The sequence below is a fragment of the Methylobacterium sp. 391_Methyba4 genome (genome assembly GCF_029691625.1).
Classification (GTDB): Bacteria; Pseudomonadota; Alphaproteobacteria; order Rhizobiales; family Beijerinckiaceae; genus Methylobacterium; species Methylobacterium fujisawaense.
In genome coordinates this window covers 6,454,520-6,474,839 of the sequence record NZ_CP121475.1, presented here as the reverse complement: position 1 = coordinate 6,474,839, position 20,320 = coordinate 6,454,520, and the positions used below count along the sequence as shown (strand labels likewise).

21 protein-coding genes are annotated in these 20,320 nt (G+C 67.7%); 15 read left to right on the top strand and 6 right to left on the bottom strand.

Annotated elements, in window-relative coordinates; translation table 11 throughout:
- Positions 1-10: 10 nt before the first annotated feature.
- Entirely contained in the window at positions 11-1,039 is a 1,029-nt protein-coding gene (locus P9K36_RS30525) for a hypothetical protein (RefSeq protein ID WP_043350271.1), read from the bottom strand.
- Positions 1,040-1,487: 448 nt separating this feature from the next.
- On the opposite strand from P9K36_RS30525, the gene P9K36_RS30520 reads away from it, so the two are divergent.
- Entirely contained in the window at positions 1,488-1,778 is a 291-nt protein-coding gene (locus P9K36_RS30520) for a PilZ domain-containing protein (RefSeq protein WP_043350274.1), read from the top strand.
- A gap of 18 nt (positions 1,779-1,796) precedes the next feature.
- Here P9K36_RS30520 and P9K36_RS30515 read toward each other — a convergent pair whose 3' ends face one another.
- Positions 1,797-1,976: a hypothetical protein gene (locus P9K36_RS30515; RefSeq protein ID WP_043350277.1), complete on the bottom strand. Its 180-nt coding sequence runs from the start codon at positions 1,974-1,976 to the stop codon at positions 1,797-1,799.
- 318 nt (positions 1,977-2,294) lie between these two features.
- Here P9K36_RS30515 and P9K36_RS30510 point away from each other — a divergent pair, with 318 nt between their 5' ends.
- Positions 2,295-3,233: a hypothetical protein gene (locus tag P9K36_RS30510; protein ID WP_236961702.1), complete on the top strand. Its 939-nt coding sequence runs from the start codon at positions 2,295-2,297 to the stop codon at positions 3,231-3,233.
- Between the two features lie 174 nt (positions 3,234-3,407).
- Here P9K36_RS30510 and P9K36_RS30505 read toward each other — a convergent pair whose 3' ends face one another.
- Complete coding sequence (locus P9K36_RS30505) at positions 3,408-3,689, bottom strand: hypothetical protein (RefSeq protein ID WP_043350305.1); 282 nt, start codon at positions 3,687-3,689, stop codon at positions 3,408-3,410.
- A 447-nt stretch (positions 3,690-4,136) separates the two neighbouring features.
- On the opposite strand from P9K36_RS30505, the gene P9K36_RS30500 reads away from it, so the two are divergent.
- The 13 genes from P9K36_RS30500 to P9K36_RS30440 all read left to right on the top strand — a co-directional run bounded on the left by P9K36_RS30500 (position 4,137) and on the right by P9K36_RS30440 (position 16,796).
- A complete protein-coding gene (locus P9K36_RS30500) occupies positions 4,137-5,396 on the top strand; it encodes a tyrosine-type recombinase/integrase (RefSeq protein WP_278306359.1) in 1,260 nt (419 codons plus the stop codon).
- A 2-nt stretch (positions 5,397-5,398) separates the two neighbouring features.
- Complete coding sequence (locus tag P9K36_RS30495) at positions 5,399-6,118, top strand: hypothetical protein (protein WP_278306358.1); 720 nt, start codon at positions 5,399-5,401, stop codon at positions 6,116-6,118.
- Between the two features lie 43 nt (positions 6,119-6,161).
- Positions 6,162-6,380, top strand: a complete 219-nt coding sequence (locus P9K36_RS30490) for a helix-turn-helix domain-containing protein (protein ID WP_278306357.1) — start codon at positions 6,162-6,164, stop codon at positions 6,378-6,380.
- 425 nt (positions 6,381-6,805) lie between these two features.
- Positions 6,806-7,279: a hypothetical protein gene (locus P9K36_RS30485; protein ID WP_278306356.1), complete on the top strand. Its 474-nt coding sequence runs from the start codon at positions 6,806-6,808 to the stop codon at positions 7,277-7,279.
- A gap of 224 nt (positions 7,280-7,503) precedes the next feature.
- Complete coding sequence (locus P9K36_RS30480) at positions 7,504-8,064, top strand: hypothetical protein (RefSeq protein WP_278306355.1); 561 nt, start codon at positions 7,504-7,506, stop codon at positions 8,062-8,064.
- 619 nt (positions 8,065-8,683) lie between these two features.
- The gene (locus tag P9K36_RS30475; RefSeq protein WP_278306354.1) at positions 8,684-9,175 is read left to right on the top strand and encodes a hypothetical protein; all 492 of its coding nucleotides are present in this window, start codon (positions 8,684-8,686) and stop codon (positions 9,173-9,175) included.
- Between the two features lie 515 nt (positions 9,176-9,690).
- Positions 9,691-10,131 carry a hypothetical protein gene (locus tag P9K36_RS30470; protein WP_278306353.1) on the top strand — a complete coding sequence of 147 codons (441 nt, stop codon included), beginning with the start codon at positions 9,691-9,693 and terminating at the stop codon, positions 10,129-10,131.
- A gap of 126 nt (positions 10,132-10,257) precedes the next feature.
- On the top strand, positions 10,258-10,569 hold the full coding sequence (locus P9K36_RS30465) for a hypothetical protein (protein ID WP_278306352.1): 312 nt from the start codon (positions 10,258-10,260) through the stop codon (positions 10,567-10,569).
- Positions 10,566-12,002: a S49 family peptidase gene (locus P9K36_RS30460; protein WP_278306351.1), complete on the top strand. Its 1,437-nt coding sequence runs from the start codon at positions 10,566-10,568 to the stop codon at positions 12,000-12,002. Before P9K36_RS30465 ends, P9K36_RS30460 begins: the two co-directional genes overlap by 4 nt.
- Before the next feature lie 41 nt (positions 12,003-12,043).
- The gene (locus P9K36_RS30455; protein ID WP_278306350.1) at positions 12,044-12,973 is read left to right on the top strand and encodes a hypothetical protein; all 930 of its coding nucleotides are present in this window, start codon (positions 12,044-12,046) and stop codon (positions 12,971-12,973) included.
- Between the two features lie 151 nt (positions 12,974-13,124).
- Complete coding sequence (locus P9K36_RS30450) at positions 13,125-13,490, top strand: hypothetical protein (protein ID WP_278306349.1); 366 nt, start codon at positions 13,125-13,127, stop codon at positions 13,488-13,490.
- A 28-nt stretch (positions 13,491-13,518) separates the two neighbouring features.
- On the top strand, positions 13,519-16,491 hold the full coding sequence (locus tag P9K36_RS30445) for a cell envelope integrity protein TolA (protein WP_278306348.1): 2,973 nt from the start codon (positions 13,519-13,521) through the stop codon (positions 16,489-16,491).
- Positions 16,491-16,796, top strand: a complete 306-nt coding sequence (locus tag P9K36_RS30440) for a hypothetical protein (RefSeq protein WP_278306346.1) — start codon at positions 16,491-16,493, stop codon at positions 16,794-16,796. The genes P9K36_RS30445 and P9K36_RS30440 overlap by 1 nt, the downstream gene beginning before the upstream one ends.
- A gap of 1,364 nt (positions 16,797-18,160) precedes the next feature.
- Here the strand turns inward: P9K36_RS30440 and P9K36_RS30435 are convergent.
- The 3 genes from P9K36_RS30435 to P9K36_RS30425 all read right to left on the bottom strand — a co-directional run bounded on the left by P9K36_RS30435 (position 18,161) and on the right by P9K36_RS30425 (position 19,921).
- Positions 18,161-18,367: a hypothetical protein gene (locus P9K36_RS30435; protein ID WP_278306345.1), complete on the bottom strand. Its 207-nt coding sequence runs from the start codon at positions 18,365-18,367 to the stop codon at positions 18,161-18,163.
- A gap of 11 nt (positions 18,368-18,378) precedes the next feature.
- A complete protein-coding gene (locus P9K36_RS30430) occupies positions 18,379-19,158 on the bottom strand; it encodes a hypothetical protein (protein WP_278306344.1) in 780 nt (259 codons plus the stop codon).
- A 298-nt stretch (positions 19,159-19,456) separates the two neighbouring features.
- Positions 19,457-19,921 (bottom strand): hypothetical protein, encoded by a 465-nt coding sequence (locus tag P9K36_RS30425; RefSeq protein WP_278306343.1) that lies wholly within the window; start codon positions 19,919-19,921, stop codon positions 19,457-19,459.
- Between the last annotated feature and the right edge of the window lie 399 nt (positions 19,922-20,320).

Below are 20,320 nucleotides of genomic sequence, written 5' to 3'. Positions count from 1 at the left end.
GGCGCGCGGCTCACCAGTCGCTGAGCGCCGCGCGCTTCCAGCGATCGGGCGCGACACAGCGGTACTCGTAGGCCTCGTCCCAGGCGTGGTCCCCCGGGATGCAGGGTGCGCGGCTGCTCTCGGGCGGCCGCGGCAGCGTCTCGCGGAAAGAGGCGGCCTCGATCTGCCCGGTGTCGCTCACGCGCAGGACCGGTCCGGCTCCCGTGCCATAGACCAGATCGCGACCGTCGAAGCCGAGGCTGCGGGAGAAGCCGCCGTCGCGGTTGCCGTCGAGCCCGATCGCCTGTCCGGCCGCGAGCAGCATCGGCACGCCGGTAAACCGCGCCGCGGCAGCGTCGATCCCGATGCCGTAGGTCCCCTCCCCCTGGAACGAGATCGCCCGGTCGGTGATGGATCCGGTGAGATTGCCCATGAGGATGCCGTAGCCGGTATGGGCCCCCGGCACGCCGCCGGTGGAGATCTGCAGACCGACCCGCTGGCGGTTCCGATCCGTCGTCGGCGATTGCGCCGAGACGTCGATCTCGGCGCCGATGCACGAGGCCACGGGGTCGGCCTCGTCGGTCATGTCGACGCAATTGAAGTTGCCGGCCCAGGACGGCCCCACCGGCCCCACCCCGTTCGGTTCCTTGAAGATCGTGCCATTGACGGCGACGTTCTGTGCCCCGGTGCTGGCGAGGGCGCGATTGTGCAGTTCGCCCGTGATCGTCCATTCGTAGCCGGCATTGTGCGGGCCGGTGGAGCCGAGCGCCCAGATCGCCTTGTAGGTGTGAGTGGCCTCACCCGACCCTTCGGGCACGTGCCGGTCGACCCGCAGGGTCGAGACCGGATCAAAGGCCTGCGGCCGGTTCCAGAGGAAGACGTGGCCGCCGTCCAGCCCCGGCACGCCGGTTCCCTGGACGCTCCGGGAAAGGGTCGGCAGCCAAGGCTGATCGGGGACAGGCGCGGCTGACGGCGGCCGTCCGGGTGCCTCGGCGGCGCCGGAAAGCGGCAGACCGGCCGCGATGCTGGCCAGCAGGACCAAGCCAGGGCGGATGCGCATGATCGTCTCCGATATCCGTACGGCACGGCCGCGCCCGGAACCGGACGGGCGGCCGCCCCTCGGTGCGAGATAGGCTCTGCCGAGCGTCGCGGCGACATTAGCCCCGATCAACCGGGCAGGTTGCGGATTCGGTGCCTGGATCCCGATGTGATCTGATGCAGGCCGGATTTCGCCACCGGTTCGGACCCATGAAAGCCCTTCGTTTCCTGCGAATTTGGCTCCTGATATCGATCCCGCTGGGCCTCCTGGTCGGCAGGTTCATCAAGGTCGGCAAGGGACCGCCATCGCCCGGAAAGGGCCCGCGGTGATTATGCGAACTCCCGCCGATAGACGCGCCACGTCTTGTCCTTCTGCCGGACGATCGGGGACCATCAATCATCTATTAGTAAATACCGCGCATTTTTACTGATATCGCGCCCATCAACGGATCCAGGCAGGAACCTCGGCCGTGTCCCGCACCGCACGCCCTTACAGCGCCCTGGCGGAGCGACGGGCGACCGAGCGGAAGCCCACCGCCCTGCTGGCCTTTGCTCAGCAACGGGACGGCGCGCGTTATCCGTGTCAGGTCAGAAACATCTCCGATCGCGGCGCGATGTTGGAGTTCCTCGGCCAGCAGGCGGCGCTGCTCGAGAACGCGTTCTATCTGGTGTTGACGAGTTCAGAAACGCGGCACGCGGTTCGCCTGATCTGGCGGACGGAGCAGACGGTCGGCGTGGCGTTCAGTCCGGATTCCGATTGAGGCACGCGCCGTCCCGGCTCAAGTCGCCAAGGTCGCCATGAGCATCAGTCCGAATGCCGGGAGCGTCAGCGCCAGGATAGCCAGGGCGTCGAGCGGTGCCGGCCGGCTCGCGGCGAGCCAGCGATGCTCGGCGAACTTCTCGGCTGCGAAACCGAAGAGAACCAAGCCGCAACCGATGAACGTGACAAGCGCGGACATGACCCGGCCCCTTTGCGGAACGCCGCACGGAAGCGTGCGCCTGCCCGGCAGTACCCGCCGCGGAGGCGTAAAGTTTCACCGCAGGTCCGCCGATCGCGAAAATCACCACCCGGGCGCCTACGGGTCCCTGCACTCCGGACACGACCGCAGGGCGGCGCCGCGCCGGCATCTCCACCGTAGACCCGTGCCGAGCGCGTGCCCTCAGGGTCAGGGGGTTGCAATCCCGCGCAGATCCGTCGAGGCGGAAGCAAGCGGCATCGTTGAGGATTGTCGCAGGCAGCGGGGGGACTTCGACCTGTGAAGGCGAGCGGCAGCGGCGTGGCTGTGGGACATGAGGGCTGGTTGTACTGGGTCGGGCGCGCCGGCGAGGTAGAGGCCTTCTACGGCGACACCGCGACCTCGCGACGGATCCTCAGACGCTGGACCCGGCTGATCGGGCAACGGGCACGCCGCCTGGACGCCCTCGGAATCCGCCACGTGCATACCGTCGTCCCCGACAAGCTGGCGATCTATCCCGACCTGCTCGGCCGCCCCTTTCCGGGGCTCGACGACCCACCGGGCGTCCGCCTCGCCCGATCGGTCGCCGTCGACAGCGGAGCTCCGATGGCGGATCTGCAGACGCCACTCGTGGCCGCGCGGGACGGCGAGCCGGTCTACCTGCGGACGGACACGCACTGGACCTATCGCGGCTATCTCATCGCCTATCGCGCCCTCTGCGAAGCCCTGAACGCACCGGTGGCGGACCATGTCTTTGCCGGCACCAGCACCCGCGAGACCTTCACCTTCGATCTCGGCGAGAAGCTCGTCCCTCCGGTCGACGAAGCGTATGTGGCTTACGATTTCCCGCGCCGTGCCGAACGGATCGACGCGAACGCGCTGGTCGAGGTTCGCGAGTCCGGACGCGCCGTGCGACCGCGCGGTCTGTTCGTCGGGTCGCGGGTCGTGCTGCAGAACAAAACGGCCCCTGATCCGCGGCGCGTGATCCTGTTCGGCGATTCCTACATCTACAGCCCGGGGGCGCGTCTCACCGCCATGCTGGCCGAGACCTTCCACGAGGTGCACGCGATCTGGTCGGCGAATATCGACTGGCGCTATGTCGAGGCGGTTCGGCCGGATGTCGTGATCTTCGAGATCGCGGAGCGTTTCCTGCGTCAGGTCCCCAACGACAGGATCCACATCGATCGCTTCGCAGCGGCCCGAGCGCGCCGTGCCGTCCGCCCGACCCTCCGCGAACAGATCCGGCGCTGGCTGCGCTGAGACGATCATGCGGACGTCCTCGTCGGTTTCGGCCGCCCCTGACGATGGCGCCAACCCCGAGGTCTCGCATCATCGACTCGGCGCGCACGGCCGGTTCATCGATGCGGCGGTGAAAAACGGCGAGAGCCCCGTCGCGGGGGCGACGGGGCTCTGCGTGAAAATCCGTGGCTCGGCTCAGTAGCCGGAGCCGTAGTAACCCGGACCCCGGCTCAAAGCGCCCGCCGCAACGGCTCCGGCGGCCGCACCGGCGATGCCAAGACCGACTGCAGCCCCGGTCGAGATCCCGCGATGACGACGGTAGCCGTAATCCCGGCGCGGGCCGTATCCGCGATGATATCCGTGGCCGTATCCGTAGCCGTGATGCCGCCCGTAGCCATAGCCCTGCGCGTCCGCGCTGGTGGCGCCGAGAGCTCCGATGGAGAGGCTCAGGGCGGAGATGAGTGCGAGCTTTCGCATCGATGAATCCTTCACGGTTACGTTGGGGCCCCAACCCAATACGCCGCAAAGAGGTTCCACCGCAGGTTCTGCGAGCGCCGGCGCAATCGGCAACGCACCGCCAATCTGAAAGGAAGTCCCCATCAACGACCGCGGGCGGTTCGCCGTTACCGGCCAGCCGCGTCCGATGGGGATCACCGAGGGTGTGGTGAGCGCGCTGGGACTCGAACCCAGGACCTACAGATTAAAAGCTTGCGTGCGGCCGCGCTGGCGGCGTTGGCCTGTGTGGACGCTAATCGACAAAACGATTGCATTGTGGGCGCTTAGCTCCCTACCCTATCGATGGGCGGCGATAGCTGTCGCTCGATGTTGATGCCGCGTGCTTCCCCCGTGCTTCCCCGGAACTGGATCGGTGCTACCCCATCCGGCCTCGTGGAGCGCGCTGTGAGCCCGGGCCGGACGGGTGGCATGGCTGAGCAGCGCATCACGAAGCGGATGGTCGACGGGCTTGAGCCTCGGGCGGCAGAGTACACGGCTTGGGACCGTGACCTGACCGGCTTCGGCGTTCGCGTGCGGCCGACAGGCGGAAAGACGTACATCGTCGCCTACCGGGCCGGGCGCGGCCGCAGCGCGCCCTACCGCCGGCAGACCATCGGCCCAGCCAACAAACTCTCTCCGGATCAAGCGCGCCAAGAAGCCGAGCGGATCCTGGCCGGGGCGACGCTCGGCGCCGACCCGGCCGCCGAGCTCGCCGCCGCGAAGGAGGCTCAGGCCGAGGAGCGGAATGCGCCGAAGGTTCGCGACCTGCTGGACCGCTTCGTGGCCGAGCACGTCGACACTCGCCTCAAGTCGCGCACCGCTGCCGGCTATCGGCAGATCATCGAGCAGGCCTTGAAGCCAGAGTTGGGCGATGTGCCCGTGCGGTCTCTTACCCCTGCCCGGGTCGCCGAGCTGCACCACAAGCGCCGGGCCACCCGAACGCATGCCGACGCAATCGTCCGGGTCCTCTCCTCGGCCATGACGCTCGCAGAGCAGTGGGGCCTCCGCGAGCCCGGATCCAACCCCTGTCGCGTCCGAAAATTCGGCTCCCGCCGGCGCGAGCGCCTGTTCTCCGACATGGAGGTAGCGAAGCTCCTGAGCGCCGCCGAGAAGCTGGCCGCCGCCGGCACCATCACCGTCTTTCAGAAGCTCGGCATTGAGCTCCTGTTCGCTACCGGGTGCCGCGTCGGCGAGATCGCCGGGCTCGAATGGTCGTTTGTGAACTTCGAAGACGGCGTGATCGCCTGGCCGGACAGCAAAACCGGCTCGCTCACCAAGCCGCTCACTGAGGAGGCGCGCAGCCTCTTGGAGGCTGCGCCGCGGATCGCCGGCGCTTCGGCCGTGTGCCCGTCCAAGAACCTCAAGGCCATGCGGGTTGAGACGTTGGAAGGCTCCTTCGAGAAGACGATGGCCGCAGCCGGCGTGGCCGCGAAGGAAAACGCCACCACGCACCTGATACGCCACTGGTTCTGTACGAAGATTTATTCTGACCCGACCATCCCCCTGCCCGATCAGATGCGGATCTGCGGCCACAAGTCGGTCGCGACAGCGATGCGGTATGCCCAACTGCAGATGGAGGCGGTAAAACGCGCAGCCGAGGAAAGCTCAAAGAAGCGCGCAGCGGCACTGCAGGAGGCTCGGAAGAAGCTCGAGGCCTCTAACGTGGTCACGCTCCGTTCGGGTGGCTGAGAATGGCGTTCGCCTTCACAGACGTGCAGTGGGCGACCTTGAGTGAGGTAATCGTCCGCGTCGGCGGGCATGCGACTGATTATGTTCGAGGACAGCTGGAGGCCGACGTTGCAAGATATCTCGGCAGCATAAACAATGATGCCGAGATTACTGCCGCTCTTCGCAGGGTCTCAGCCGAAGCTCACGCCCTAAACAAATCGTTGCGCGATTTGGCTCGGGCTTGTCTGAAGGAAGAGCTGGTTGGGGCTAAGCGCCGCCCTGGTGTCATTGCCAACGATGTGAAGGAGCGGCTGAAATTCGCCCGTCAGGTACGCGAATGCGCGGAGGGGGCCGATTTCTCTCTGGATAAGGGATACCGCGCGTTCAACGATGCCCGCCGAGGTCGACCGCCCGATACAACGCTACTCGTTTGGGCGACAGCACTTCTACGCCTCGCCAGGCAGGAAAGATGGAACGTCGAGGACAGCAGAGGCCGGACTTCGGCTGCGTTGACCGACCTAATGTTCGAACTGTCACGCTGCGCTCAAACCGCCCGGATCAGCCAGGGCCACGTGCGACGCGCGCTCACGAGAGCTTTGGCACAGGCCATGACCGAGCAGCGCGTGGAAGCAGGAGGCGCGGAGCGGCTCTATTCGGAGCTCGATGCACTCTGCGGCCCTGAGCCAAAAATGCCCGAGCACTCGGCGATATATTTGCGTAGCTCACCGCCAAAATCTGATTAAATTGTCGAGCCGTGAACGGTGAAGTGAACCGAAGGCGGCACAGATGAACCATCCCACAGCTCTAGAACAGCGCGGCTTCCGTTGCGAGACGGATGCTGCAGATCAGCTCGGATCGAAGCCCTCCACGCTCCGCGCCTGGCGGGTGAAGGGAAAGGGCCCACGCTATTACAAGATCGGCGGAAAGGTCTTCTACAAGGACATCGATTTGGAAACCTGGATCGAGGCCCAGGCACGGGGATCCACGTCCGAAGTCGCGGCGTGAGGGGCGGCCATGAGCACCCTAGCAGCCCCGATCTACACTGGCATGCTCAACGGCAGGCCACTACGGTTCTTCCGAGCTCCCTTCGCTGATGTACATCTACCTTGGCACGGCTTTAGTGACCTTTTAATATGCTGTAGTATTGATCCCGCTTTAGCTACTCAGTTGGCGAATTTTATACGAGAGGCGCACCCAGAGGCAATCAAGGCCATCTCCGCAGAAACCAGTATCTGCCTCATAGCAGCCCATTATATCGCGAAGGGACTCATTGAACAGCTGGCGGCGGCCCAGCGCATACCTAGAAAATCTATCTTAGCCTACCAGATACTAACGATAGATGCCTGGGAAAGCGCATACGGAGATGCCTGCACTGACAAGTTTTTCAGTGCTTTCAACAACACCAATCGCGCATGTGAAGGGGGCTCCTCATGAAGGAACTTCCCGACCTGCCTCTGTTCAAAGCCGCCGGCCTCGTACTTGAGGAAGATGCCCTGAAGATTGCGGGTATCTCTCAGCCGAAGCGCCCCCGGAAGCCCAAGCCGCCGACGCCAGCCGAGCGCGCCGCGGCGGTCCGCCTCGAGGGCGGCCGCCGCCCTCGGGCCCCGGCGAGCCTCGGCCAGCGCTCGGGGATCGGCACGCCGCGCGACCTGAGCCCGGCGCCCGTTCTGGCGTTCCCGCTGGCTAGGAACGCGGCCGTCCTCGCGGAGGTAATCGAGCGCCTTCCTCACGGCTACGCGCCGGATCTGGACAGAAAGCGTGATTTCGAAGTCCGCAGGCTACAGAAAGGCCTGATGCAGCGCGGACTTAGCAAGCAATCAGCTTGGCGCTGTGCTAGAGAACTGGTGCACATCGCGTACATCAAGCGCGTTAGAGACGCTCACACGGAGGCAGGAATACTGTGACACTCGCCCTCGCAGAGGGCGGCCTCGTGCACACACATGCTGAAATGGAACGGGCCTTCCAGCGCCAACCGGAAGGCCCAACGAAGTTCCAGACACCCCGTCGTCAGCAAAGCACGAGCCCCCGCCCGAAATCTGCAGACAACACTCTACGTGTACACCAAGTAGACCCGCCACCGCAACGCGAGCAAAGGCTTTTCGGGCATCGCTCCGAAGTCGATAAGATCGTGGCGCGGAAGCGCCGTGATCAGATCACGGCCGTGTTGCGCGATACCAACGCCGGGGCCTGTCGGACAGACGATGCGGTCCTCTACGTTGCGGAGATCATCCCACACTTCGCCATCGCTTGCGGGCAAGACGGGTTCTGGTTCGCCCTATGGGAGTGGATCGAGGCAAATACACCGCTCGTCTCACGCGCCGACGTCACAGAGATGGTCAGCGACGTCCTGCAAGCCTTGCCGCGCTACAACTCAGTGTCGACTGGCAGGCGCATGAGGGTGACCATCGAGCAGTACGACCGCCTTGGCCTCTCACACATCAGGCCGGACGGCTGGTCGCGGAAGAGATTGGACGAGCACCTCGACGCGCGCAGGGCCAAGAAGGTCAAGGAACAGCGCCACGCGTGCCGCGAGAGCAAGACCAGGCGCGAACTGTCGATTGCGCAGCTCAAGCCCTGGAAGCTGCCCAATGCGCCCTGCAAATCGCGGGCTGCCTTCTATCGCGAGCCTGAGAACGTCCGGGACGCCCTGATCGCCCAGGCTCGTGAGGCAGCTGCCGCGAGACAGTGAGACAGATTTGTGCGCCCTACTCTTTCCTTCTCAGCGCACAAATCCGTCTCAAGCGTTCCTGCCACTGGCAGCGGGGTCGGGCGTCAGGCCCGAGCCCCGCCCGGGCCGCAGTGAGCACGGGAAGCTCGCGCATCATCCTGAAGCCTACAGACAGGCCTTAACTCACGGCCGCGTACGAGCGCACGAGGCGGGCCGGGCTCTCGCTTCCGCGCCCGGGGGCGCACGCGAGCCCCGCCCCCCCGCCGGCGCGCCCGTGAGCTGGGGGTATGAGCGAGCCTCGAGCCTCAGCTCGCCGGCGACGTCGTAGGCCAGCTAGGGGGAGTTTGAACGAGCCGTCACGCTCAACCTCAAAGCACAGCCTGGCTGGAACCCTCGTCTTCAGCGTCTCAACCGTGATCCTCGACGGCCTTGATCTTGAATTCGGCTCACCGTTGCGTCATGTAACAGGTCACGAGCGTGTGTTGCTTCAATCGACCGCGTGGAAGGCTACTGCAGAGCCTTCCTTCGCTGGCCTCTCGCGATGGGGCTGGCCGTGATCGCCGGCGGGAAGCCGGGCAGCGCGAGCTTAAGGCCCCGCCGGCACTGCCGAGCGGGGCCTTTCCATAAGCACGGGGTGTCAATGGCCAAGTCGATCCTGAAATTCTTCGGCGGGGCCAGCATCCTGGTGGGCCTACTCATCATCGGCCTGGGCTTTGACCGCCGCGATGGGGGCAGCGCCTTCGTAGCCCTGCTCGCGGGGTCAGGCTTCCTTGTCGCCGGTGCGCCACTCCTCGGGTTTGCCCGGGTGATCGAACTGCTTGAGCAGATCGCGGCCAACACGGGATCGACCCTTGCCCCGAAGGCACGAACGACACAGGGGGCCGGTGGCCTGTCCGCCTTCGCCCCAGAGCGCCCCACGGCCGCGCCGCCTGAGCCTGCGCCTGCCTTAGGGCCCCCGCAACGTGGTTGGCACACGGTCGCAGAGATCGCGCGGCAGGACACTTATCGAGGGCGTCCATTCGACGTGCACGCTGATGGTGTGGTGATATCCGCCTTCGCGGGGCAGCCCGCCACGTGGCGTTCAGAAGCCGCCTTCAAAGCGTGGGCTGACCAGCAGCCGGCGGTGGGGTAGGCGCTGAGCACCGAGTGCGTCATCCGCCGCCTCAGCCGCCTATTCTGAGCCAGGCCGCCAGATTTGGTCGCTGACGGGTTCGCCCCCGCCGGCTTCCCTCCGTACGTGCCGCAGCCCCCGCGCCTGCCCACGCCCTGCGCCAACCCTCGCGCGGGCCAGCCAGCCCCCGGCCGGGAGGGGGAGGGGGGAGGGCAAAAGGAACGTACCCCCTGGCAGGGACCCGCGATGCCGGCGCAGGCCTGGGTTCGAACGTTTTTCACCGGACGCCGATTGCAGGCTCATTTCATGATCTGAAGTTGCGGTCTTCAGGTTCATCCCTGCAGGATCAAGCACTTAGCTCCCGTCGCCATCGTGCCGTTTGTAGGCCTCTTCGTGCCTCGAGCTCGCCGCCGCATACGACTGCCCGGCCGTCCATTTGGCCTGGCGTCCGCGGCCTGTGGATAACCCCGCCGTAGGCGTACCTGCCGTTGCGCTCAAGCCACTGAAAAGTCTCAGTTTATTGGGTAAACTCGAGCATGGCTGAGACGCAAACCACCGCCATGCCGGCGGCGCTCGATGATCGGAAAGCTCTCGCCCGGCTACGAGCTGCCGACGAAGACCCCGCGACGCGGCAGAAGCTCGAGCTCATAGCGGGCATCGCCCGGGTCCAAACCAGCATCGCGCAGCGTCGAGCGGAGATGGCCGCCGACGATGCCCTGCTCGCCGCCATGTTCGGCGAGCTTGAGGCTCTCGAGAAGCGGGAGGCCCGGCGGGCGTTAGCGCTCGCGCCGCCGGCCCCGCTTTGGCTCACGCTTAAGGAAGCGGCCGGCCTTGGACGCTGCAGCGTGGCGACGATGAAGGCGAAGGCGAAGAAGCATCGGTTCGGCGAGTGCGTGGACGGGCGTTGGCGGATCTTCCGGGACGAGCTCGTGGCCTATTTGACCCTCGGTCAGACGACAGCCAGTGACGGTTTTTGATACCCTGCCCTCGGCTGGCTGCGATTTCTGACAGGTGAGGATGCGGCTGCGTTCGGGCACGTTTCCGACATGCAAACCGCCCCGCCCGATCCCCTTGACGCCCTGTGGCCCCCGGCCGAGCGAGCTGTGGCGCGCGAGCGCTGCCGCGAAGAGGCTCGCGCTTCGGCGCTGTCGCAGGTTGCCGGGATCCCGCTCGACAAGCTGAGCGACGAGAGCCGCGAGCTGTTCGCGGACAACTTGGCCAAGTCCTGGCTGGCCAATTTCGACGCCAGCCTCGACCGTGTCGGCGCCGTGCTGCGCTCGCCGGAGGCGCTCGGGCGCGAGCGTCTCGCCCGCATACTGCTCGCTCAGACCAAATTTTCCGCCGAGGTCATTGTCGGCCTGCTCGGCACGATTGGTGACGACGTGTTCGTTCTCAGCCTCGCGAGGGTCGCATGAGCATGGTTCCTCATCGTGTCCTCGGGCGGTTTTTCAATCGGCCCCTGCTCATTACGCCGGCCGCGGCCGACACCATCGGTAGCTTCCTCCTCGGGCGGATCGGGGATGCCGGCGGCATCGATATGCGCCGAGGCGGCGGGAGTGGTGACGACGCCCGCGAGAGCCGGACGCTATTCGAACCCAACCGGGGAGCAGACGGCACGCTGACGGTTCACACGCCGGCGGCTTCGCGCTTCCATGGCGATGTGCCGTTGTCCGAGGACGGCACACGCCGGCCGCTGCCGTTCCGGCGCACGGCCGAGGGCGTGGCGATTATCACGCTGGTCGGCGAGTGGGTGAACCGCGGCGGCTGGGTCGGCGCGAGCTCGGGCGTCATCTCGTACGAGGGCTTTGCGTACCAACTCGAGCAGGCCAAGGCCGATCCGCGCACGCGGGCCGTGCTGCTCGACATGGAAAGCCCTGGCGGCGAGGCGGTCGGCGCCTTCGAGGCGGCGGCCGCCGTGCGGCAGCTCACGGCGGTCAAGCCCGTCTGGGCCCTCGTGAACGGCCTGTGCGCCTCGGCGGCCTACGCCATCGCCTCGGCTGCAACCCGCATCGTGTCGATCCCGACCGGGATTTCCGGCAGCATCGGCGTCGTGCTCGCGCACTTCGACATGAGCGAATTCCTGAAGAAAGAGGGCATCAAGCCGACTTTCATTCACGCGGGCGCTCACAAGGTCGACGCCAATCCTTACCAGGCCCTGCCCGAAGCTGTTCGGGACCGCCTGCAGGCTGAGGTCGGTAGCTTCTACGACCTCTTTATCCAGACCGTTGCCGCAGGACGGCCCAGCCTATCCGCCGATGCGATCCGAGCCACGGGCGCTCTGACCTTCATGGGCGCCGACGCGCTCAGGCTCGGCCTCGTGGACGAGCTCGGATCGTTCGAGAGCGCACTCGCCGGATTGGCCGCGGGCGGCCGGACCGCGCCCACGGCGCGGCCCGTCGCGGCCCCAGCGCCAGGACCTGCGGCCACTACCTCAAACCCCGCGGCCCCGGCCGCCACAGCGCCCCAGCAGGAGAAAAACGTGACGGACCAGGAAGCCGAGCAGGTGCGTGCGAGCGAGCGCGCCCGTTTCCGCGCGATCATGGATGCTCCGGAGGCCAAAGGCCGAGAGGCTCAGGCCCGTGAGCTCGCGTTCAACACGTCGCTGACCCCGGAGACGGCGATTGCCATCCTGAAGGCCGCACCGCCCGGCACCAGCGGCGACGCGGCGGCCTTCCTGGCCAACCGCGAGGCCGAGACCCCGCTCGCCCTCGAGCCGACCGCGCCGGTCAGCACCGGAGAGGCGGCCAAGGCCGAGCGCTACGCGGCATCGACTAACATCGTGGACCGGCTCAACGCCGGCCTCCCGCAGGGGGCGATCATCCCGGGCCGGCTCGGAGAGCAGTCGTGAGGGGCCCGAGGAACCCCTCTGGGCCGCGGACCTCGGCGCATGTGGCGCAGGATCTCGCGGCAGCCCAGGTCACCTTGGCTGCTCGCGAGGAAGATGTGCAGGACGCGGCCCGTGGGTACGAGGCGGCCCTCGACCTCGGTCGTGATGAGGCCCTCGCCGCCCGTGAGCGCCTCTCAGAGGCAGAGGTCGACCGCGACATTGCCCGGCGAGCCACCACGAAGCTCGAGGCCGAGCACGGCCTCGCCCTCGAGGGCGAGCGCCGGGCCGAACTTGCCGGCGTCGTCGGCGTCGCGGATACGGCTATCGCTGCTTACCGCGACGCCTGCGAGCGTCTTCTGCCCGAGATGGGCCGCATGGCGCGGCAGCTTGTGCGTGCCTGGGCAGAGGCCGAGAACGCGAACGAGGCTGCGGAAGCCGCTCTGCAGCTGAAACTCAAGGCCGAGGGCGTCAAGAACGCGGCTCGTCAACGCCTGAGCGTCGAGAACTTCCGGATATGGCCAGGTCGGCCACGTGAGGTCGTTGGCGAGCCGGTTGAGTATGAGCTCTGGGTCAATGCCGATGGCGAGGCGCCGGCTGAGGAATGGCAGAACCGTATCCGCTTGCAGCCTAACGGAACTGGCGTTCTGCACCATCACGGGCCAGTCGTCTTCACGCATAGGCGACGGTTCCGGGAAGAACCAGTCATAGACGCACAGTCGGCCAAGGACGTGACAGCCTTGGTGAGGACGTTGTGCGTTCCCGGACTTACGGCCTTCGACAAGTGGGGCTGGGAGCCGGTGAAATTCGCCACCGCTAGCAAAGTGCTGAAGCTCCTCTCTGAACTCGAGGAGCCCCTCGATATCGCTAAAGATCAGCGGCGGCCCGAGATGAAGCCTGTGCCAGTCGGCCCGGCTTGGGAAGTTGGCCAGCCGTCGCCTGCCTTTGTGCCTATCGGCACGCAGTTCGCCTCGGATAGCGAGGCACAGGCCTGAAATTGCCGGGCGCCAGGCGCGCCCGGCCTGATCTACGCGGGGGCCCATGACGGCGCCGCGGCCCGCCGAACATCGGGAAGCTCGCCTCCGCACCCGCGAAGAGTTCGGCGGTCAAGGCGAGCGTGGCCGCATCTTCTTTCCAGAGGGCATCATGAAAGCCACCATCACCCTGCTCGGCCGCGCGACCGAGGACGACGAATTCGCTCAGCTCTGGACCGGCTCAGCCGAGGTCAGCGCCGGGACCACAAGCGTCACGCCGGTCGTCCCGGCCGCAGCTGCAGGCCACGAGCTCGCGGTCTCGGTCCTGTCGAGCGACGGCTCGGTCAACTTCGCCTCGTTCGCCGTGATCCCGCCCGCGCCGGCCGCCGATGGCGAGCCGGACGCTGCGCCGGCGAGCCCGCGCCTCGAGCGCCGTTCGTCCGTGTATGCGACGCGCGCCGGGCAGGCCCGCCGTGCGCCCTTCGCCGGTAGCCTCGTGGCGCTCTGCCGGGTCGGCACGCCCCAGCCGACCGCCTGACCCGTCCTCGAGCTGAGCGCCTTGCACCATGTCGAACCTGACCTCGACCCTCACGCTGCAGCTCAAGGACGACGGGCTCGCGGCCAAGGCGAAGGCCGATGCCGAGGCGCTGAAGAAGCTCGGCGCGAGCGGCGCGGACCTGAAGAAGCTCGGCGAGGCCGGCGCGGCCGCGCTCAAGCAGCTCGACGCGCTGGCCGGCAAGGGGGCGCGCCTCGACGCGTTCAAGGCCGGCTCGCGGGCGCTGAAGGACCAGGGCAACGCCCTGCGCCAGGCCCGGGCGACCGTCGCGAAGGAAAGCGCCGCGCTGAGCCGCGCGCAGGCCGCCGGCGACGCCAGGGCCATCAAGGCCGCTGAGAAGGCCCACACGGCGGCCATGCGCCGCCAGGCGGCCCAGCAAGAGGCGTTCATCGAGCGCGGCAAGGCCGTCCGCGACGCGCGGAACCAGCTGCTGCAGAGCGGCGTCGGCCGGGCCGGCCGCGGCTTGGCGCTCGGCGCGGCCGAAAAGCAGCTCGCGGCTGAAACCGAAGCGGCCAACGCCCAGCTGCGCGAGCAGATTGCCCTGCTCGGGCGCGTCGCCGGCGCCGAGCACAAGGCGGCCGCGGCAGCCAAGACGCACGCCATGGCCGAGCGCATGGCGACGGCCGACAGCCGGCGCCAGGCTATCGCGCAGGCCGAGCGCCGGCTCAGGGACGGCATGGGCCGTTCCGGCGGCATGGGCGCCGCGGCAGCCGCTGGCGCCGAGGCCGGCGCTGTCGCGCACGCCTCGCGCCGCCGCCGCGGGGGCGGGCACAGCGAGGAGGATCAGCGCGACCACTATATTCGACACCACGGCATCGTGGGCTACACGGCAGCCGGCGCCGCGGGCTACGCCTCGGCGCACGGCGTCGTGGGCGGCATCGAGAAAGCGGTCCACGCCGGGGCGAGCTACCAGCACGAACTGGTGGCGCTGAAGAACGCGGGCCGCACGGACCACGAGCTCGAGGAGATCCACGCGGCCAGCAAGGCGACGTCGGCGGCGGTGCCGACAGCGAGCTATGAGGAAAACCTCAAGGTCGTGAACGAGACGACCAGCGCGTTCGGTTCGCTGCACCACGCCATCGAGCACCTGACCTTCATGCAGAAGGCAGCCAGCGTCGTGCACGCGGCGGCGGGCGACAAGGTGCAGGACGACGCCGGCGAAATGGGGAACAAGATGGCCCGCTTCGCCGAGGAGCGCGGCACTGCGGGCAACGGCGAGGTCTTCGAACGAGAGAGCGAGAAGCTCGTCCGCGCCATGGTGTTCACGCGCGGCAACTTCAATCCGAGCGAGATGCTCAACTTTGCTCAGCAAGCAAAGTCGAGCCTGCAGGGCTATAACGAGCGGTTCTTGACCGGCATCATGCCATCGATTGTTGGAACGATGGGCGGCGACCGCGCCGGCACGGCGGCCAATTCATTTAACGGCGTCATCGACGGCAAGGTCAATGACATGAAACAGGCCGAGGAGTGGATGCGCCTCGGCCTGCTCGATAAGTCGCAGGCCATCATGAAAAAGGGCCATGCGGTCGGCTGGCGCACGGGCGCGATCAAGGACACGGCGCTCGCCCACGCCGACCCGCTCGAGTGGATGGAAACGGTTGTTCTGCCGGCCCTTCGCGAGAAGGGCGGCCGGGACGGCAAGGGCATCAACGTCGATGACAAAGAGCAGCTGAAGCAAGCTCTCGCGACAATGTTCCGCAATCAGACTGCGAACTTTTTCGCGAATGAACTGTCTCAGCTGAACATGCGGACCCGTCTGCACAAGGACGAGGCCCTCATGACCCAAGTCGGGTCCATGGACGATATCTATAAGCGCAACCTGGCGAGCGATCCGAAGGTGGCGCTCACGGGCCTCAAGGCCGCCCTCGAGAACCTGATGACCACGGCGACGGGCCCGGGCATGCCCTTCGCCGCCAAGAACATCACCGGGCTCTCGACGGCGATCCAGGCGATATCGAACGCGGCCTCGGATCATCCGGCTGTCGCCATGGCGGCCGGCGGCGCCGCGGCTGCGGCCGGCCTCGCCGGCGCTGGGGCGCTCAGCTACGGCATCATGAACGGGTTCGGCCTTGGCGCCAGCGCCGTCGCGCTGGATGGGGCTGCTGCGGCGCTCACGTCCGCAGCTGTCGCCCAGGGCGGCACTGCCGCCGGCGGGGCTGCCGCGGCGGCGGCGGCTGGCGCAGCCGGCGGGGCCAAGGCGGGCCGCTGGGCCAGGGCAGGCAAGTTCGTGAAGGGGGCGGCCGGCGTCGCCGGCGTCGGCGTTCTGGCCGAGCTCGCGCAGCAGCAGAACGTGCTCACGGCGCCCGATGCATCGGATGGCTTGGGGCGAGCCGTCGTGGCGGCGTTCGATCCGGTGCTTGCCGACCTGATCTATGGCGAGAGCAGCTCAGTCGGCCGCGGGCGCCGCGCGAACGCCGCCGGGCGCCGCATGGCCGGGATCCGGGGTTCGAGCCTGCCGACAGAAATCGGCTCGGCCCGGCTCGGCTTCGGCCTCAACGGGCCTGTCGGGGCGCTCGACGCCGTGCCCCTCGGCTCGGGCGGCGGCGGCCCGAGCTCGGGCTTCGGCGCCTCGCCTGTCGACGCGGGCAAGATCGCCGAGGCGAAATTGGCCCTCGAGGGCTACCGGGCCGAACTGGCCTCGCTCAAGACCGACATGGCCGCGACGGCAGGCCTGGACCTGCCGGGCCTCGGCGAGGGCATGGAGCGGCGCAAGACCGAGCTCGAGGGCCTCATCTCGGGCATGGAAGCCAAGCTGCAGTCGCTCGGCGCGGTCACGGTCGCGCCGCAGGTTGATACCTCCGGGCTGCAATCGCTCAAGAGCTCTGCCGACGCAGCAGCGGCAGCCTTGCAGAGGGTCATCAGCCTGGCAGGCGGCGCCAATGTCGCCATTGCCAGCGTCAACGCCAACGGCGGCATGCTCCGGGGCAGATCGAGCGGCAACGCCTTTCACGACGGTGAGACGCCTGGGTATGGAGCTGAGTGATGCAGACGACTGCCGAGAAGATCGACGCCGTTGAGCGCCTTTGCCTCGTGCAGAACGATGCCCTCCGGGTGCTGATCGAGCACGTGCGAGCCCTGACGGTCGTGAACGGCGCTCTCCTCGAACAGCTCAGCGGCCAGATTGACCGCGACGTGATCCGAGAGGCGGCGCTCGCAGCCCTTGACGCTCATGGTCACGTCCCTGGCGGCCTCGCCGGAACCCTTGTTGAGGCCCTTACCCGCGACCCGACTGACCGGCAGGACGTCGCCGGCTCCACGCTTGCCAGCCTGTCGGCGAGGCTGCAGTGAGCGCTGCAGCACGCCAGCGCGCGGCAGGCCGGGCCGGCTTTGAGCCGGACCCGGCCCTCGTCTGGGACTACGTTCGCAAAGCTTATCGGGCCGGCGCAGCAGTGCTCCCGCCAGCGCCGACGCCAGGTCGCGCAGTGCCGGTTCCGGGGACTGCCGCGGCGCCGGCTGCGGGCGAACGGGTGCTTGTTCCCGTGGTCTCTTCGACTGCCTTTTGCCCAGGGCTCTTCACCGATCCCGGGTTGTTCATATTCCCGGTCGCGCTGCCGCCGCCCGCGGGTTGCTGGGCGTAGGCCGCGCCGGTCAAGGCAACAGCAAGAGCGGCCGCAAGGCCGAAAACCTTCGTGTTCATAGGCGTTCCCTCAGTCTGCCCGTGTTCGGGCTCGTAAGTGAACGACGCACCCACCATATTCGTTCAACAATATTTACAGATAGGCCCCATGAACATTGATGAAAGCTCGAACCTGATCCGGGTTGTGATCCCGCCGGTGGATCCGAACGCGCCGCCTGTGCGACGGCCGCCCAGCTCACGGACCATTGCGAGGCTTCGCGAGAAGGCTGAGGCCGCCGCTCGGGACGCCGCTGCCGCTAGAGCTCTGCGCGCTCAGGTTCAGCCAGGCCTCAGGCCGCCGGCCGGGAGGCTGTTTGCTGTCGACGCCGCCGCTCTCGTGATCCAGGGCCCGGCTGGCGGGCTCGGCACGAGCGAGCGCGTCGTGCGCACGCTCGCGCCTCTGGCCGCGGGCGGGCGGCATTCAGCAGCTGCTCTGGTGGCCGCAGGATCTTGGCGGGACGAGGCAGCGCTTCTTGAGGCGCTATCTGGCCTCGGGCCGAAGCTCACGGCCCTCGGCCTCCGGATCTGCCGGCGGAAGGCTGGCCTCCGCATGGCGAAGGCGAGATAGGGCCTGCCCAACCAGGCAGGCCCCGGGCATCAGCTGAGCGAGCCGACCGCCGGCAGGCTGCACCCCGTGGATGGCCGGGCTTTAGGCGTCTGCTCTCGCGGCAGCCGTGAGAACGCCTTCGCGAGGCTCGTAATTGGGGCTTCGCCCTCGGGGGCGATACGCAGGGGTGCGCGGTCCTTGATGTGCGTCATTGGTGCTCCGTTCCTGCCTGGGCTGAGGCCCACTTGTGCATGGTCACGGACGCAACGCGGGACACGCCGGATCGGCGAGGCGCGCGTCAATGTGTCAGTGCGCAAGCCGGCGCCTGGCATCGCGGCGGCATCATGTAGGCTGTGGCCATGCCGGCAGCGAAAAAGGCTGCGCCGGCGAGCATGCCGAGCACGACAAGCGTGGGAATTAGCCAGCGGTCTCGGCGAGCCTCGGCTGCTCGCTGCAGGTCGAACTGCTCGATGCTGCTAAGCCTATCCATCACGAGCCCTCCGTCTCACCGCTCGGATCGCCCCTGCCAGGCTTTGGATTGCTTGCCTTCGCCGCGTCAGCCTCGGGAAGCGGAGGCTCTTTATAGTTGGCCACCGATAGCGTGTAATCGTCCGTCATATTGAATTGAAACACCGCCTGCGCCCGGAACTTGAATACGTCCCGGCCATCCTTGTCGGTCAACACGAAAGTGAACATGCGGCGGCACTCTATCGGGCGTGGGCGGGGGCTTTGGCCTCGAGGGCCGAGATGCTGAAGCGAACGAAGCGGTGCAGCGCGCCGCCGGTGCTGCCCTCGGGGTCGTACACGAGGGCGCGCAGGCCCTCGATATCGCCGGCGGCCTGCAGCGCGACGGCCTCGGCGAGCCATTTCCGGCCGCTCACGTGCGTCGGCTTGCTGAAATCGGGCGGCTCGGGCAGCTCGCCGGCGGCCGCGGCCTGCATGGCGCCGAGCCAGCGGGCGCTGAAGCCCCGGGCGTCGGCCTCGCTCAGCATCAGCCGGCGCTTGGCGATGACGGCCTCGCTCGAGGCCCGGGCGGGCTTCTCGGGGGCCGGAACGGCCTCAGGGGCCTCACTCACGGGCGTCGGGGCCTCACTTGGGACCGGAGGCGCCGGGGCGAGCGCCCAGATCCAGCCGGCATCCGTCTTGCTCAGCGTGAACTGCACGCCCTGTTGAGCCCCGACGCCGAGCGCCTTGCGAGCTGCGCGGATGCAATTGCCGCGAACGCTGTAGGCCTTCGGCTCCTCGCGCGGGCTGCCGTCGTGATTGAGGCGGTAGCGGGCGCACAGGGCCAGAACGCCGGCGTCGATATCCCCCTGCGGATCCCGGCCGAGCTGCTGGGCGAAGCGTGCGTTGCTGTGGGCCTCGTGGCCGCGAACGATGGCCGCCTTGTGCTCGCCGAGGTCGGCGAACTTGGCGGCGATCCGAAGGGCGCCCTGCCAGTCCCGGCGGGCGGCGGCGTCCTTGAGGCTCTGAAGCTTGGTCTGCATAGTATGGTGCCGTTTTCGAACGCATATCAGCGACGCCGGCAAGCTAATCTGATACCTGCAGCTGTAAACACTCCCTCCCTGAAAATACTCCCGGAGAAGTACGCCATCCCTGTACTCCTCAAGGCCCATCGAATCTTCCGCGATCCGCCCATGCCCATCCCTCGAGCACCGCGCTTCGGGCCACCCGCCTGCTCTCGGCAGCCCTTCGCCGTCGCGGCCGCCAGCCGTGGCCTGTGGGAAGAGCCCTTCCCCTCGGTAGCGTGAGGCGGCCGCTCGCCATGCGAGCGAAGCGGCCGCCTCACGCGCCTGCCGTGCGCGCCATAGGCCAGCTCGCACGATTCGGATGTGCAGCGAGCCACTGTCCGGGCTTCCACCGCGCTTCCGAGGTTGGAGAAGAAGCTCTGATATTCGTGCAGGGCACTACCTGGCCCCCAGGAGGGCAGAGGGGCGCCTGATTGCCCCGGGGCAGGCGCAGCCGAAGCCAGGCGGCCCATTCGCGGCTCGCGACGCGCAGCACGTTCGTATCGTTCCGTGAGCGCGAGAGGCGCCGTTCCTCGACAGTCACGAGGCCGAGCGTGCGCGCCTGGCGCAGGGCCCGCTTCGCCGTCGTCTCGCTCACGCCGGCGAGCGCCGCCATGTGGCCGAGGGCGAGCGTGCACGTGCCCCGCTTCCCGACCTCGAGGGCGACGACGGCCAGCACGGCGAGCTCGCCTTGGGTGAAGCCGGCGGCGAGCGCCGGGGGTAGATAGCCGCCGGCGGCCATGCGACGGCGCCGAGTGAGGCTGTCGGCGGTCCGAGGGCATGAGCCCGTACGATGATGCGCGCGGGCAGGCGGCGCCCCCTCCCCTCGAGGGGGATGGGCGACCGCCGGAACGAGCTGCGCCGGTAAGGGCGCGAGCGGCTGCGCCTTCACGGGCGCCGCTCGAGCCGCCCCGCGCCGGGCGTTGAGCAACCCGTCAAGCTGCTCAGCCTCAGCGTCCGTGAGCCCCCCTGCCCCATACGCCTTCCACACTGCTGCAGCGACTTCGCCCAGCCGGTCGGGAGCAGCGGCCTCCACGGCGCGCCGCATTTGGTCGAACACCATCGTTCACGGTCCCTTACGGGCCGCGTTGCGGGTCTCGGGCAAAGCTCACCCGTTGCCGGAAATCGCGCTTCCGGCTTG

What these genes read in the sequence shown, in the direction of transcription:
- P9K36_RS30525 (WP_043350271.1), bottom strand. Translation starts at nt 1,039, where the DNA reads ATGCGCATCCGCCCTGGCTTGGTCCTGCTGGCCAGCATCGCGGCCGGT.
- P9K36_RS30515 (WP_043350277.1), bottom strand. Translation starts at nt 1,976, where the DNA reads ATGTCCGCGCTTGTCACGTTCATCGGTTGCGGCTTGGTTCTCTTCGGT.
- P9K36_RS30505 (WP_043350305.1), bottom strand. Translation starts at nt 3,689, where the DNA reads ATGCGAAAGCTCGCACTCATCTCCGCCCTGAGCCTCTCCATCGGAGCT.
- P9K36_RS30500 (WP_278306359.1), top strand. Translation starts at nt 4,137, where the DNA reads ATGGCTGAGCAGCGCATCACGAAGCGGATGGTCGACGGGCTTGAGCCT.
- P9K36_RS30495 (WP_278306358.1), top strand. Translation starts at nt 5,399, where the DNA reads ATGGCGTTCGCCTTCACAGACGTGCAGTGGGCGACCTTGAGTGAGGTA.
- P9K36_RS30490 (WP_278306357.1), top strand. Translation starts at nt 6,162, where the DNA reads ATGAACCATCCCACAGCTCTAGAACAGCGCGGCTTCCGTTGCGAGACG.
- P9K36_RS30485 (WP_278306356.1), top strand. Translation starts at nt 6,806, where the DNA reads ATGAAGGAACTTCCCGACCTGCCTCTGTTCAAAGCCGCCGGCCTCGTA.
- P9K36_RS30475 (WP_278306354.1), top strand. Translation starts at nt 8,684, where the DNA reads ATGGCCAAGTCGATCCTGAAATTCTTCGGCGGGGCCAGCATCCTGGTG.
- P9K36_RS30470 (WP_278306353.1), top strand. Translation starts at nt 9,691, where the DNA reads ATGGCTGAGACGCAAACCACCGCCATGCCGGCGGCGCTCGATGATCGG.
- P9K36_RS30460 (WP_278306351.1), top strand. Translation starts at nt 10,566, where the DNA reads ATGAGCATGGTTCCTCATCGTGTCCTCGGGCGGTTTTTCAATCGGCCC.
- P9K36_RS30450 (WP_278306349.1), top strand. Translation starts at nt 13,125, where the DNA reads ATGAAAGCCACCATCACCCTGCTCGGCCGCGCGACCGAGGACGACGAA.
- P9K36_RS30445 (WP_278306348.1), top strand. Translation starts at nt 13,519, where the DNA reads ATGTCGAACCTGACCTCGACCCTCACGCTGCAGCTCAAGGACGACGGG.
- P9K36_RS30440 (WP_278306346.1), top strand. Translation starts at nt 16,491, where the DNA reads ATGCAGACGACTGCCGAGAAGATCGACGCCGTTGAGCGCCTTTGCCTC.
- P9K36_RS30435 (WP_278306345.1), bottom strand. Translation starts at nt 18,367, where the DNA reads ATGTTCACTTTCGTGTTGACCGACAAGGATGGCCGGGACGTATTCAAG.
- P9K36_RS30430 (WP_278306344.1), bottom strand. Translation starts at nt 19,158, where the DNA reads ATGCAGACCAAGCTTCAGAGCCTCAAGGACGCCGCCGCCCGCCGGGAC.
- P9K36_RS30425 (WP_278306343.1), bottom strand. Translation starts at nt 19,921, where the DNA reads ATGGCCGCCGGCGGCTATCTACCCCCGGCGCTCGCCGCCGGCTTCACC.